Raw genomic sequence first — 14,765 nt, forward strand, 5'->3', positions numbered from 1 at the left:
ATGCTGGTAGGTGTTCAAAAACGGAACTCGATTTTACACAATGGAACCCGCTTACTGTAATCTTATAATAAGTTCTGAGAATTAGCAATGGTTTTCAAATACAAATCATTTTCTTTTTGAAAAAACAACCTCTCAGACAGCAGAAAGGTTGTTTTCGTTAAAATTGTACAGAGTTTCTTCTATTATAATAGCCTCTACTGAACAAGCGATTCTATTAAGAGATTGGTTTTGGCTTAAACATTTTATCCTTAATGTTTCGGTATAATGCAGTTTGTGTAAATAGTGTAATGACGATAAACAGCGTCAATACCAAGCTTATCGGATGGGTGAACAAGCTTCCTAAAAATCCAAGGACGCTACCCTCTTCCGAAATAATGGACCTTCTCAAATAGACGTCCATTTGTGGACCAAGAATAATACCTAGCACCATAGGTCCTGCCGGGAAATTATAAAGCTTCATAAAGTAACCGATGATTCCAAACGCAATCATCCAGTAGACGTCTGTTACGCTGTTGTTAATTCCATAGGAACCGATAACTGTAAAAAACACAATAATAGGCAATAGAATATACTTAGGAATCGTAATAACTCGGGCAAATAATGAGATTGCCGATAGACCCCAAATCAGAACAAAGACTAGAGAAATTGCACTCGTTCCGACAATAACCCAGAACAGATCAGGCGTTTCAATCAAAAGCATCGGGCCAGGATTTAAACCGTGAATGAGCAAGGCGCCAATTAAAACAGCAGTTACTGCATCTCCCGGAATTCCTAACGTCAACATTGGAATGAGGGCACCCCCAACAGCTGACATAACAGCCGTTTCAGGTGCGATCAAGCCTTCATAAGCTCCCTTTCCAAAGGGGCGATTTGGATTTTTCGTTGTTCTTTTGGCATGGTCATACGCAAGCAAAGACGCAATCTCTCCGCCAGCTCCCGGCAACGCGCCTACTATGACCCCCATGATGGCAGTCCGTAATGTCAACGGCAAATACTTAAGCAAAGACATTAGAGGAGGCAATACTTTTCCAATTACGACATTCGCTTTACTTTTCCCTAAATTATGCAGTTGGAAAAAAACTTCAGCCAATCCAAACAAACCGAGCAAACATGCAATATAGTTAATACCGCCCATTAATCCCAAATTCCCAAACGTAAAACGGGTCGCTCCTGTCATAGTATCGATCCCAACTAAGCCAAGGATAATTCCAGCTCCCGCAACGAAAATAGATTTAGGCAAATAATCAGTCGTCAAACTTCCTACTAATAAAATACCGAGAAACATAATGAGGAAGTAATCTCGAGGAGCGAACTGCAAGGCCAAGTCTGTTAAGAAAGGAGCTGACGTGGCCAAGATAATGAGCCCAAACAAACCACCAATGACTGAGAAAATTGTGGCAATTCCTATAGCTTTTCCGGCCTCTCCTCTTTTAGTAAGCGGATAGCCGTCAAATGTAGCGGCAAGTGATGAGGCGGTTCCCGGTATATTAATTAATATAGCGGTTCGCGACCCGCCATAAACTCCACCGAAAAAGACAGAGATCATAATGACGATTGCAGAAATTGTATCCCACGTAAAAGTAAGGGAGACTAGCAGCGTCACGCCCATTGTAACGGAAAGGCCGGGTAAAGCACCGATGATAAATCCGAGTAGCGTCCCAAGTGCTACAAGCAAAAATAACTTGACATCTAATAGAGGTATTAAAATTTGCTCTATCATTTCACACTCTCCTTACGTGGGAAACACAATCTTGAAAATAGACGAAAACAGATAATAGAAAACACCTGACATAATAACGGAAACGATAAGAGCCGTTACGATTTTCTTCCTATTTAATAGGACCATACCTCCGAATAAAAACAAAAAGGAGACTACTAGGAAATTAAGGAAGTTCATTAAATATGCGAATAAGATTGTTACAACGGTAAATGAAACTAAGCGGATATAGAGTTGTCTCTTCGTGATTTCTTCAATTTCCACTAAACTTTCTTCCTCCTCTTCCTCACCCGGTTGTGGAACCGAGTGAGTTGAAGGAGCCGCTACTCCCCTTTTCATAATGAATAGGGAACAGACAAGCATGAGGACTGCAGTTACCGCAGGCAAAAAGGCTGCTGATGAAAAATCAGTAACCTTTTGCCCTTCAATAAAAAACGATAGCACAAGTAAAGTACTAGCAATTACAAATAAGAGAGCCGGGATAATTCGATGCACTAGCATAGTCGTTTATTCCTTTTTCTCGATATTTAATGTTGCAGGATCCACTTTGGACTCTCCAGCTTCGTGAAGGATCCATGCTGTTTTGGACTGCCAATCTTTCCAATACTGAACTGCTTCATCTCCAGTCAAACCGAGCGAAACTCCATCAGTTTGTTTCAAGAATTCTTGGAATTCAGGTGCCGCTTGAGCATTTTTAAATGCTTCTGTCAATTCTGCTTTGATTTCATCCGGCGTATCGTTTCGTACCCACACACCATAGAAAGGACCCCATGGCAAAAACCTCTCCATTTCCGGCACGTCATCAGTAACGGCAGGTACGTCTGGCAAGTCATCTACACGCTCTGTGTCCGTAATGGCAAGAACTTTAATTTTTCCTGCTTTGGCGTTCTCTATGGCAGCTGTCAAACCAACTGCAGAAGCGTCCAAGTGGTTTCCTAGGATCGCAGATACAAGCGGACCATCACCGTCATAAGGAACTAAGTTAAATTCAGCACCTACTACACTACTTAGCATTGTTGCTACAACGAATGGCTGTCCTCCTGGGCCAGTTGAACCCATTTTTACTTTTCCAGGATTTGCTTTAGCATCTTCAACTAAATCTGACATTGTATCGTACTTTGAATCTTTTGGAACAATAATTGCTGTTTGTGCAGCTGAGAAAATATTGATTGGATAAAGGTCATCGAAGTCGCTTTTCGAAATATCGAGCACTCCGTAAAGCGCTGGGTTTTCCGCTGCAAATAATAATGTTTTTCCATCTGGCTTTTGATCCAAAACGTGTTGAAGGGCAATCGCCCCTGTTGCTCCAGGCTTATTAGTCATTACAATTGATTGACCTAATTCTTTTTCAGCTAAAGGAGCAATTGCACGAGAGATAGTATCTGCTGCTCCACCTGCCGCCCATTGAACAACACCGGTCAGTGTGCCGTCGATTGCGGATTCTTTTTTATTTCCCGCTCCTCCAGATGATGCACCTCCCTCACTGGATGATTGATTGGACGAACTCGAATTACATGCTGCCAAAAACATGCTAAAAATAAGTAATAAAACTGTTAGCATACGAAATTTCATTATCAATGCCCCGCTTTCGCTTATTATTAAAAATGAAGTTTACCGTTTACATTACTAGATCGATCTACCAAAATTTTCAAAAAAACAAACGGTAAGTGGATCGATCTACTATTCTTTCATTCCGCCCTCCTTTATAGGAATTCATGGAAGCGTAAACATAACATTAACTCATTTTTCTTGAAATTACAATATTGTTTTTAGATTTATAAAATATTAGAACGCTTCACCTTCATATTGAATGAATTAAAGAATATTTTTTGGCAAAATAGAAATCTTAGGTGCAACCGTAAATTCTGCCTGCGTGAGGTTTTCACAGCTTCTCATGTTCTTTATTCACATTTAAGAAGACCTTTCTTCCTTCACTGGCTGATAAATAAGCTGCATACACCACTTTAATCGTTTCATAAGCAAGATCAATTCCTGATAGAGGCTGTCGATTTTCAACTACACATTCCATAAAATCTTGTAACTCACCGGTATATCCTCTACTAATTTCCTCCGCTACGAATAAATTATTCCACCCGAGTTTTTCTTCCATCATTTCTGAAAAATATACATTTTCCAATCCATTCTGATCTAGGAAGTAGGTTCTTAAATTATCGGTTGGTGTAATATTACAGTGCATAACCCCATCATTGGCATAGATTTCAATATAGTTTTTAGTACCGCCTAAGACATGATCACTTGCCATAACAACGGCTTTCGTTTGGTCTGAAAAGGTAATGGTGACATTGGCAAAATCCTCCACATCAATTGGATTACCAGTCAAATGCCTCTTATCATATTCAGTTAGCGAAGCAATGAGGTTTCCTGTATCTGCGTGAACACTCTCCACAGTGATTTCCTCACCCCGGGCTTCTGCTTCCACTTGCTTTAACCAGAGGACACCAGAGATCGGGTGACATCCGATGCGCATTAAAGCACCGCCGCCTGTCTTTTCCCACATTCCTGCCACAGCCGAACTGGAGCCCCTTACGCTTTCTTCCCCTTTCAGAAATAATAATTTACTTTTTTTATTCTGAATAATTTCGGCAGCTTTTAGTACATTCGGCGAATAAATATAGTTTTCTGCATACATAAATAATCGATCGCTTGATGCAATAATCTTTTTTGCTTCTTCGATTTCTTTCATCACTGTTTCAAACATTTTTGCTCTTGGGACATGATGTCCTATTGGCCTTTCATCCACTGCGTCTCCAAAATAACCGGTTAACGGTTTCTCACAAATTACATGTTTTCCTGCTTTGATCGCTTGTAACGCAAAAGATAGATGGAGATTTGGGGGCGTCACAATATCGATGACATCAATTTCTTCATCGAGAAGAAGCTCATTAAAATCTGCAGTAATCTTTTCAAAACCATAGGCATCGGCAATCTCCTGTGCCCGCTCCACGTCAAGATCTACAATTGTTTTTAACCGAATGGCCACACCGTGGACCTTCGAATAACCTCTGCCGTGCAAATGAGCCGCATAGCCTGCTCCTACTAATCCTACCGTTACCGTCTTCAATAGAATTCCCCTTCTTAGTTTGACGTAAAATCAAGCAAAATTTTACCGAAATCTCCCGATAAGGCATCCGTAAACGCAGATTCGTATAGTTGAATGGGAACGATTTTAGAGACGATTGGATCTACGTTCACCTTTGGATCTTGTAAATAGTTTATTGTTTTCTCATAATCCTGTGGAAATTTATAAATGATCGACCCATAAATCGTTAAATCATTGCGCACGACTTGTATATAAGGGATCGTTACTTCCGCTGTAATCCCCAGAGCGACCATGGATCCTCCAGGTTTTAAGATGTTTATGGACTGGATGACCGCCTCTTCTGTTCCTGCCGCCTCAATGACAATGTCAAATTTCTCATCTTTGACCTCATCGGGATAAACTGCTTGGATGTCTCCAATTTCTCTTACTAAATCATGCTTTTTTGGATTGCTGTCAATTCCCGTCACGTTTGCGCCAAGCGAATATGCCAAAGAAGCAGCTAACAGTCCGATTGTTCCGGTGCCTACAATCGCGACGGACATTCCATTGGTTATTTCGACTTTATTGAAACCGCCCACGACCACTGCAAATGGCTCGATAAGGATTGCACGTTCATCTGACAAATTATCTGGAATAGGCAGGACAAATTTAGAGGAAATAATAAATTCCTCTGCAAATCCGCCTTCTTGATTAATGCCGACCGATTTTTTATTTTCACAAATATTCGTTTTTCCTTGCTTACACATAACACATGTAGAGCAAAAGGTGTTTGGTAAAACGACTACGCGCATTCCTACTTCACATTGAGCTCCATCGCCCTTTTCGACAATTGTACCGACGAGTTCATGTCCTGGTCGGATTGGGTAGGTGGCATGTGAAAACTTTCCTTTATATACACTAAGGTCAGAACCGCATATCCCGCCGTATTTCACTTGAATCCGAACTTCGTCATCTTTGAGAAAACGCTCGGCATTATTTTTTCGGAGCTCTAGTTGCAGTGGCTTTTCTATAAATAATTCTAACATAATAATCAGCCCTTTAATTATCTAGTATTACCTTGATAAAAAACGGCCCAAATAAAGTTACTTTATCTGGACCGCGTTATAATTTACTTTCTTGCTTCTTCTAACAGTCTATCCACCAGGTCTTCCCCAATTTCTTTCTTGTGCTTTTCGTATACAGGTGTCACTTTGTCAGCCCATACTTGTTTCTCTTCAGGAGTCAAAGTCGTAATCTGCATACCTTTTTCAATTAGCACATCTTTGTAATGAGCATCTTCCTTCGCTTTTTCTTCACGCTGGAACTTTTGTGCCTCATCGGCAGCTTTCTTAATAGCCGCTTGTTCTTCTTCTGTTAAGCCCTCATAGAATTTTTTATTAACTATGAAAGGGTTAACTCCGATTAAGTGTTGTGTTTCTGTTAAATACTTTTGAACTTCATAGAAATTTGCTTCTGCAATAACGCTAAATGGGTTTTCTTGACCCGAAACTACTCCTTGTTGCAAGGAAGTGAATAATTCAGGAAATGCCATCGGTGTCGGTACCGCACCTAGTTCAGTCCAAAGATCCAACTGAATTTGGTTTTCCAATGTTCTAATCTTCAAGCCATTCAAATCCTCTGGGGTTTTAATTTCTCCATCGTTGTTCGTAAGGTTACGGATTCCACTTTCCCAGAAGTTGAATCCGATCATACCGATGTCTTCCAAGTCAGCTAATACTTCTTGTCCAAGTGGACCATCCAAGATTTCATGTGACTTTTCCCGAGTAGGGAAAATAAATGGCAAAGACCAAAGATTGAAACGAGGTGAGAAGTTTGACATTACTGCTGCACCAATTGGTCCGCCTTGAATAGAACCAAGTTGGACTCCTTCAATAATATCCCGCTCTCCGCCCAATTGGCTATCCGGGAATACTTCTACTGTAATGGAACCGTTTGTTTCAGCTTCCACGACTTCCTTAAATTTATACATTGCCTTGCCCATCGCCACATCTTTTTTATCGGTTGAGCCGATCTTCATAACAGTTGCCTTTCCGGAAGCCCCACCGCTTGTACTCTCCGCTGGTTTACTTTCTGCCGATGTTGTTCCCTCACTGGAAGTAGTCGACTTATCGCCACCGCAAGCAGCCAAAACAAGGGCAACTAAAAGTAACATGACGAAATAAAATCGCTTCATCTTTTTCCCCACTCCTTTTTATCTTTTATATATTTGAAAGGTTGCCAGGCTTTTGCCTGGCAAACCCCTTTCAACAAATTTAGCACTTACTTTGTAAACACTTGAGGCAGCCAAGTAGAAATGCTTGGGATATAGCTTAATACCAGGATGTTGAAAATCATAACCGCGACAAAGAGAGCCGTGTACTTTAACAATTGCTCCATTCGAATGTTTGCAACCTGACTTACCATAAAGAGGTTAACTCCAAATGGCGGCGTAATCATTCCCATTGCCAAGTTAACAATCATGACAATTCCAAAGTGAACTGGATCGATCCCATAAGTGATTGCTACTGGAGCGAGGATCGGAGCTAGGATGAGAATAGCTGCCCCAGAGTCAAAGAACATTCCTACAATAAATAATAGTAAGTTAATAATTAACAAGAAAATGATTGGATTATCCGAGATGCCACTAAACCATGTTGCAACTGTTTGTGGTACTCCATCGCTCGTCAGAATCCAGCCGAACAATCCAGCATTTGCAATAATGACTAAAACAACTGAGCTCGTTAAAGCAGCATTGTAGAATATTTGCGGAAGCTCGCTCCATTTAAGTTCCCTATAGACAAAGAGCCCAATAATGAGTGCGTACACACAAGCCGCAACAGCCGATTCAGTTGGCGTAAATATACCACTGTAGATGCCTCCCAAGATAATGAAAGGCATGATCAATGCCAAAATGCCATCTTTAAAGGAAACAAACTTTTCTTTCCACGTATACCCGGTATCGCCCGAATAGTTTTTCACTTTCGAGACAATATAAACAAGTATCATAAATGTAAAACCAATCATGATACCTGGTATGATTCCGGCGAAAAATAAATCTTTTATGGAGACCCCTGCCGCAACCCCATAAAGAATGAGCGGAATACTCGGCGGAATAACTACTCCTAGTTCACCTGCAGCGGCAACTGTGGAGGAAGCAAACCCTTTGTCGTATCCTTTGGCCACCATTGCAGGAATCATGATGGAACCAATGGCAGCGACCGTTGCTACTCCCGATCCGGAAATTGAAGCGAAGAACATACAGGCCAAGACGGCAACCATTCCCAATCCACCGGTTCTGGATGCAACAATCGCATAAGCAAAATCAACTAAGCGCTTGGACATCCCACCTCTTTCCATTAAAGCTCCTGCTAGAATGAAAAAAGGAACAGCTAACAAGGTAAAAGAATCAATCGTTGTAAACAAACGTTGGATAATTACAGTTGGTGGCATGCCATCTTGGAAAATCATGATGGCAGATGATAACCCGACAGAGACCGCCACCGGCACACTAATTATCAGAAATAACATGAATGAACCAAATAAGAGAAGTGGGCCCATTACACTACTTCTCCTCCTTCCTTATCCCAGTCGCCTTCAGCCCAAGCAACCGCTGTATTGAACAGCATGATTAAGCTTCCAAAAGGGATGGCTAAATAAGGAATTGACATGGGAATATGCAAGGCAGCTGATTTTTGCATATGAACAATCTCTAAGATTTGTAGACTGAATAACAAAACAATGACACAAAACACCATTGTAATAATTACCGCCAATCCACGTATCACTTTTTCAATAGTTGGCGGAAACTTAAATAAGGAAAACAAAAATTCCAAACGAATTAATTTTGAATAACGAATCGCCAAACCGGATCCTAAAAAGGTAATCCAAACGAGTAAATACCTTAAGAGTTCGGACGACCAAGTTAACGGAGCGTTAAAAACGGCCCTCGCAATAATTTGCCATGTGAGAACTACTAAAGCAATTGCTAAAAAAGTTCCTAAGAGGACTTTTAGAAGAAAATTGACTTTATCCATGACAAAAATAAATGTTTTCAAATGCCTCACTCCCTAGATAAATGAATGTTTACAAAATTGTTTTTCCACCTACGTCAATTTGATAGCAAATAAAATGAATTTCTTCTTGATACTTTGTCCTTTACATGCTTATACACAATTCTTATTTAACTCTCCTATTTGCTTTCCCGACAGCGCTTTCAAAACAAAATAGATCGATCTAATAGAATTGTTCAATTATATCAGTCGCAAAATAGATAAGTACCGTAGAGCGAAACTTTGTTACTACTAGGTGGAACTATGATTAAAGGATACCATAGATCAATAAAATTGTCATTATGTTTCGTGAATTATATTTTGTTATTTATCGCTTTATATGTAATATTGCTATAAAAAGAACGAGCTACCTGATTAGTCTGAATTTAATAGGTAGCTCTATATAAATTATTTATTATTCAACTGCTTTAAGCAACTCTCCAACTAGCTCTTCACCTAATTCTTTAGAGTACTTCTCATAAATGGGTTGAACTTTTTCTCTGAACTGCTGTTGTTCACTATCCGTCAATTCAGTGATTTTCATTCCATTTTCCTTCAGTAACCCCAAAAACTCTGCCGCTTGCTGTTGCTCGATTTCGCGTTGATAATTTTTCGCATCTTCTCCTGCTTTAAGGATAATTTCTTTTTCCTCTTCGGATAGAGTCTGCCAAAACTTATCACTGACTAAAAATATATTCGCTCCGTACACATGTTGAGTAACGGTTAAATAGTCTTGAACTTCATAAAACTTATTAGTCGCAGTAACTACAAACGGATTTTCTTGCCCATCTACTGTCCCTTGTTGAAGAGCCGTGAAAAGTTCCGGAAAAGCCATCGGAGTCGGTTGGACTCCCAGCTCCTTCCAGACGTCTAAGTGGATAGGGCTTTCCATTGTTCTGATTTTCAAGCCTTTTAAATCGTCAGGAGTTCTAACTTCTCTTATATTATTTGTTAAGTGGCGATAGCCGTTCTCCCAAAAATTTATTCCGATTACGCCTTGGTCTTTCATTTCACTCAATAGTCTTTTTCCAATCTCTCCATCTAATACATTATAAGCAGTCTGATGATCTTTGAATAAAAATGGCAAGTCTAAAATACTTAAGTTCGGAGAAAAAGAGGAAGAAACAGCTGTTGAAATAATGGACGCCTGTAACGAGCCTAATTGTAAGCCCTCAAAATTATCTCTTTCTCCACCTAATTGGCTATCTGGAAAGACTTCAACTTTAATTTGTCCATTCGTTTCTTTTGCAACTTGTTCCGCGAATTTATTCATCGCTAATGTAATGGATCTATCACTCGTGTTAATCGAAGCAAATTTCATTACTTTTATTTCTTCAGATTGAGCTACGTTCTTTTCCCCGCCTTCAGAACTTTCCGAACAAGCAACCAGAAAAATAGAAACCATGCCTAGCAATAACAATGAAAGAAACTTTGTCTTTTTCATTTATACGCCCCCTGTATTTAATAGTCGATCTTTTTATAATAGTCCTCCTTTCGAGGTCCACCCTACGGAACTTTATTCCTACAGTCGAACCTTGTATTCAAGATACCATATACCTAGTTTACTGTCTATAATTTTCTGACATTTCATTACTAATTAGAAATAAAGAATGTTTGATCAGCCGTATTATGGGATCAAACATTCTCCAATTTATTACCTGTCTATATTCACTTGCGTATCATTTCCTGACACTGGATAGACATCATCCATTCTTGGATGAGCCTTTAAATATTCTTTTGCCGTAACTAAGCAACGTCTAGCAAACTCTTCATAGCCTAATTCTTTCACACGTTTAATATTTGGCAATTCAATTGAATAAGGGACCCTCGGAATGCGGTTAACGATGCTTGCTACGTCAATACCGCCCTCTCCAACATACGAACGCTCTTCGCGAAGAATACGGGTCATTTCATCCCTTGATGTCGGAATGTCAACAGGAGCATCACAAAGGTGAAGATAACGGAACCAGTCGCGTGGCACAGCATCCAAATCTTCCACCTTATCCCCTGCCCGGTGAAAATGATGAATATCGAGCATAAGTCCAGCATTATCTTGATTAACTGTTCGCAAAACAGATAAAGTATCTGCAAGGTTTGAAACGCTTGCAATTGGCACGTATTCTAATTCCACAGTTAGCCCAAATGGTTTGGCCAACTCACAGAGCTCCGCAAACTTTTCAATGGCAAAGCTTCGATCATCTGTCCAGATACTGCTGAGCACATGGCGGCCCCCTAGCTCAGCTGCCACTTCCATTGCCGGGACATACTGTTTTGGATCTACGCCGTCATAAATACGGGCCAGTTCAATATCCAACAGCTTCAAACCAGTTTCTGCGAGCGCTTTCTTTGTTTCCTTCATCATTTCTTTATTGTCAGCGAGAGCATAATTTGGCTCGCCCGGCAGACCCATATAGATCGGCCGGAAACTTACAAAATCATACCCTGCGCGAGCCGCAAGGTATGTCATTTCTGGTGGAGCACATTCAAGAACAGTCAATTGAGCTAATGAAAATCGGTTTTGCAATGATAATCCTCCATTCATTTATTGTCTAGTCAAATAGGAATTAATTCGTAGAAACGTGGTGAACCTTCTTGTCTGGCGAATAGATGTCCATGATGTTCCAGTGGCCCGCTGTAGGCACCGGGTTGTTCAGCATAGCGACATCAATGACGACCGGCTTGTTGGCCGCGATCGCCTGCTCCAGTGCCGGCTTGAACTCTTCCGCTTTCTCGATCTTAATACCTTCGACGCCATAGGCACGTGCGATCGCCGCGAAGTCCGGCGAATACGGCTCGCCGACTTTTGTGAACAGCGTCCCGAGTGTCGTGTCGTAGTGTGCCTTTTGCAAACCTGCAATCGTACCGAACGCAAAGTTATTCATGATAACCCAGATAACTGGAATGTTTTCTTCCGCCGCTGTCGCGAGCAGTGCCGGGTTCTGTCCAAAGCCACCGTCTCCGACAAGAGACACAACAACGCGATCCGGCTGCGCCACTTTCACACCGAGTGCAGCAGGCGCTCCGAAGCCCATCGTCGCAAACCCACCCGGTGTAAAGATCGTGCCTGGCTCTAAAATGTCAAACTGTTGCCCGACGCCATTTTTGTTCCAGCCGACATCCGTGGTAATATACGCATCGCGCGGCAGGACCTCCCGCACTTCCGCCAAAATGCGCTGCGGCTGCATTGGGTAGCAGTTGTCTTGGATGAATTGCTCGTTGCTTGCTTTGAACTTACGGCGGTTATCGGCGATTTCCTGTTTAAGCGCTTCATTTAGACGCCCTTCCGGATAGAGTCGCTTCGCCACACGGTTGAGCACTGTCAGCGCCTGCTTTAGATCGGCAACCACGCCGAACTCGACTGGATAGTTGCGGCCGATTTCGCTCGCTTCGATATCAATTTGAATAAGCTTAGTTTTCGGGAAGTCGAATGTATATTCATTTTCCCACGAGCTACTGTCCGCTTCTGCAAAGCGTGTGCCAAGTCCGAAGAGATAGTCTGCTTCGCGGCACTTCCGGTTGATGAACTCTGTTCCCCAGAAGCCCGTCATCCCAAGAACAAGCGGATTATCGTCTGCTACTGCACCTTTCCCCATCAGGGAGTGAGCTACCGGGAAGTCGAAATGGTTAACGAATTCTGCCAGCTCTTCCGCTGCATCCGCCAACAATACCCCTCCCCCTGCGTAGACGACCGGGTTCTTCGCGTTGACTAATGTTTTCAGAATCGCTTCCGCAGTTTCTTCATCCATCGACGGTTTTTGAAGCGCTTTCGTATGATGGGATTGGAAGTCAAAATACGAAGTCTCCAGTTCCATCGAGAAAATGTCCATTGGAACGGACACGAGCACAGGGCCTGGTGTTCCCGTTTCCGCTAATTGGAACGCTTTCTCCAAGATTTCCGGGAACAGATGCGCACTGTCGACCCGCCAAGCCCGCTTGACAAATGGGCGGTAAATTTCATACTGAGTCGCATCCGCGTGCAGATTCACTTCCTGGTGTGGGTGTTTGCCGTAGTAATGACTCGGGATATCGCCTGCGATAACAACCATCGGAATGCAGTCGAGCGCCGCGTTCGCTACGCCCGTAGCCGCATTCGTCATACCGGGACCAACGTGGCTGAGGACGACGGACGTCTGTTTCTTCGCGCGGGCATAGCCGTCCGCCGCATGCGCTGCGATTTGTTCATGGCGTACATTGACAAATTTAATCGAGCTTTTTTCGAGCTCAGATAGCACCGCGATATTCGTATGGCCGCACAAGCCGAAGATGTGCTCTACGCCGCGGTCTTCCAAATACTTTACGAGTTGACGAGCGATGACTTCTTTCATGGATTTTTTCCTCCCTATATTTGAGTTGTTCTGATTTCAATGCTCAAGTTATGACAGCTGAAGTACGATCATTTTCGTCTCTGTCATATCTTCAATCGCAAAACGAGGACCTTCCCGGCCAATCCCACTATTCTTAACGCCGCCATATGGCCAATGGTCGAGGCGATAATTGGAAGTTCCGTTAATGACAATTCCCCCTACTTCAAGGGAATGTGCTACTTGATAAGCCAAATCCAGTTGATTTGTAAAAATACCGGCTTGAAGTCCAAATTCTGAATCATTTGCTTCCGTGATCGCTTCTTCAATATGTTCATATGGTAATATGCTAACAATCGGACCGAACACCTCTTGGCAAACTACGTTGGCCGTCTTTGGCGGGTTGAATAAGATTGTAGGTAACACACTGGCTCCGTTTTGCTTGCCTCCTGATACAAGTTCGGCACCGGCTTCTATGGAGTCTTCAATCCAATTCATTATTCTACCCGCTGCATTTTCATCGACAAGCGTTCCAACATCCGTTTCAAGGGAAAGTGGATCTCCCACCTTCAACTTCTCGACTTCCGCTTTCAACAATTCTTTAAATTGTGAAGCGACTGCTTGATGAACATAAATTCTTTGAACAGAAATACAGCTCTGACCTGAATTGCTATAACCCGTACGTGCACAAAGTCTCGCCGCTCGCGCAAGGTCGGCGTCTTCATGGACAATCGTCGCCGCATTGCCGCCTAGTTCCAATAACACTTTTTTCATGCCCGCGATGCTGCATATATTACGGCTTGCCACCGTGCCGCCCGTAAATGAAATGACATTCACTCGATCATCTTTTACAATCGCCTGGCCGATTTCTACTCCGCCAAGAAGCATATTGATTGAGTTTTCCGGAAAGCCTGCCTCTAAAAAAAGCTCAACCAATGCAGCTGCCACCAGCGATGTTTGAGGAGCCGGTTTAAGGATTACCGAATTACCAGCCGCAAAGGCAGGACCTACTTTATGACAAACTAAATTTAGCGGTGAATTGAATGGTGTAATTGCCGCGATCACACCAACCGGCACACGAAACGTCATGGCAATGGCATTGGTCCCACGTTCAGACGCATCTCCAGGGATAGTTTCGCCTACTAAACGTTTCGCTTCTTCCCCGGATAACTGCAAAGTTTCAACAGAACGTGCCACTTCATCCAACGTATTTTTTAGTGGTTTACCAAGCTCTAAGGAAATGAGTCTTGCAAAGGCTTCTTTTCTTTCATCCAAAAGGTCAGCTGCTTTTCTTAAAATAGCTGCTCTTTGGTGGGAAGGAATTTGTGCGACTGTTTTTTTGGCTTGAAACACAGATTCAAGTGCTTCTTCCACATCTTCCATAGTGGCGTAAAATTGATTGCCGATAATCTCGTTACTATAGGGGCTGGTTACGGTCACGACTTCTCGGCCTTCGGCAAGCCATTTCCCATTTACATACGGTCTTGCTTGGTTAATTAATTGTTCTGCCGGCATTTCATTCACCTTCCTATTCTAATAATGAGCGGGTTAGATCGATCTAATAATAAAAGGTTAATCGATCAAGCCCCTACCTACTTCTATTTATTTACTAGATCGATCTAGTAAAATTCCGAATGAATCAAATTCGTTTTCTGTGA

General features: G+C 42.2%; 12 protein-coding genes. All 12 read right to left on the reverse strand.

The window, feature by feature from the left end:
- Positions 1 to 214: 214 nt before the first annotated feature.
- The 12 genes from AB1K83_RS06070 to AB1K83_RS06125 all read right to left on the reverse strand — a co-directional run bounded on the left by AB1K83_RS06070 (position 215) and on the right by AB1K83_RS06125 (position 14,622).
- Entirely contained in the window at positions 215 to 1,720 is a 1,506-nt protein-coding gene (locus AB1K83_RS06070) for a tripartite tricarboxylate transporter permease (RefSeq protein ID WP_413057263.1), read from the reverse strand.
- A 12-nt stretch (positions 1,721 to 1,732) separates the two neighbouring features.
- Positions 1,733 to 2,218 (reverse strand): tripartite tricarboxylate transporter TctB family protein, encoded by a 486-nt coding sequence (locus AB1K83_RS06075; RefSeq protein WP_413057264.1) that lies wholly within the window; start codon positions 2,216 to 2,218, stop codon positions 1,733 to 1,735.
- 6 nt (positions 2,219 to 2,224) lie between these two features.
- Positions 2,225 to 3,289: a tripartite tricarboxylate transporter substrate binding protein gene (locus AB1K83_RS06080; RefSeq protein ID WP_413057265.1), complete on the reverse strand. Its 1,065-nt coding sequence runs from the start codon at positions 3,287 to 3,289 to the stop codon at positions 2,225 to 2,227.
- 310 nt (positions 3,290 to 3,599) lie between these two features.
- A complete protein-coding gene (locus tag AB1K83_RS06085) occupies positions 3,600 to 4,799 on the reverse strand; it encodes a Gfo/Idh/MocA family protein (RefSeq protein ID WP_413057266.1) in 1,200 nt (399 codons plus the stop codon).
- A 14-nt stretch (positions 4,800 to 4,813) separates the two neighbouring features.
- Entirely contained in the window at positions 4,814 to 5,803 is a 990-nt protein-coding gene (locus AB1K83_RS06090; RefSeq protein ID WP_413057267.1) for a zinc-dependent alcohol dehydrogenase, read from the reverse strand.
- An 83-nt stretch (positions 5,804 to 5,886) separates the two neighbouring features.
- Positions 5,887 to 6,951: a TRAP transporter substrate-binding protein DctP gene (gene dctP, locus AB1K83_RS06095; protein ID WP_413057268.1), complete on the reverse strand. Its 1,065-nt coding sequence runs from the start codon at positions 6,949 to 6,951 to the stop codon at positions 5,887 to 5,889.
- A gap of 86 nt (positions 6,952 to 7,037) precedes the next feature.
- The gene (locus tag AB1K83_RS06100; protein WP_413057269.1) at positions 7,038 to 8,315 is read right to left on the reverse strand and encodes a TRAP transporter large permease; all 1,278 of its coding nucleotides are present in this window, start codon (positions 8,313 to 8,315) and stop codon (positions 7,038 to 7,040) included.
- Entirely contained in the window at positions 8,315 to 8,812 is a 498-nt protein-coding gene (locus tag AB1K83_RS06105) for a TRAP transporter small permease (protein WP_413057270.1), read from the reverse strand. The genes AB1K83_RS06100 and AB1K83_RS06105 overlap by 1 nt, the downstream gene beginning before the upstream one ends.
- Before the next feature lie 409 nt (positions 8,813 to 9,221).
- The gene (locus tag AB1K83_RS06110) at positions 9,222 to 10,250 is read right to left on the reverse strand and encodes a DctP family TRAP transporter solute-binding subunit (RefSeq protein ID WP_413057271.1); all 1,029 of its coding nucleotides are present in this window, start codon (positions 10,248 to 10,250) and stop codon (positions 9,222 to 9,224) included.
- A 210-nt stretch (positions 10,251 to 10,460) separates the two neighbouring features.
- The gene (locus AB1K83_RS06115) at positions 10,461 to 11,330 is read right to left on the reverse strand and encodes a sugar phosphate isomerase/epimerase family protein (RefSeq protein WP_413057272.1); all 870 of its coding nucleotides are present in this window, start codon (positions 11,328 to 11,330) and stop codon (positions 10,461 to 10,463) included.
- 40 nt (positions 11,331 to 11,370) lie between these two features.
- Positions 11,371 to 13,131, reverse strand: a complete 1,761-nt coding sequence (locus tag AB1K83_RS06120; RefSeq protein WP_413057273.1) for a thiamine pyrophosphate-binding protein — start codon at positions 13,129 to 13,131, stop codon at positions 11,371 to 11,373.
- Positions 13,132 to 13,179: 48 nt separating this feature from the next.
- The gene (locus AB1K83_RS06125; RefSeq protein ID WP_413057274.1) at positions 13,180 to 14,622 is read right to left on the reverse strand and encodes an aldehyde dehydrogenase family protein; all 1,443 of its coding nucleotides are present in this window, start codon (positions 14,620 to 14,622) and stop codon (positions 13,180 to 13,182) included.
- Positions 14,623 to 14,765: the final 143 nt, after the last annotated feature.

The sequence above is a fragment of the Sporosarcina sp. 179-K 3D1 HS genome (assembly GCF_047228905.1).
Classification (GTDB): Bacteria; Bacillota; Bacilli; order Bacillales_A; family Planococcaceae; genus Sporosarcina.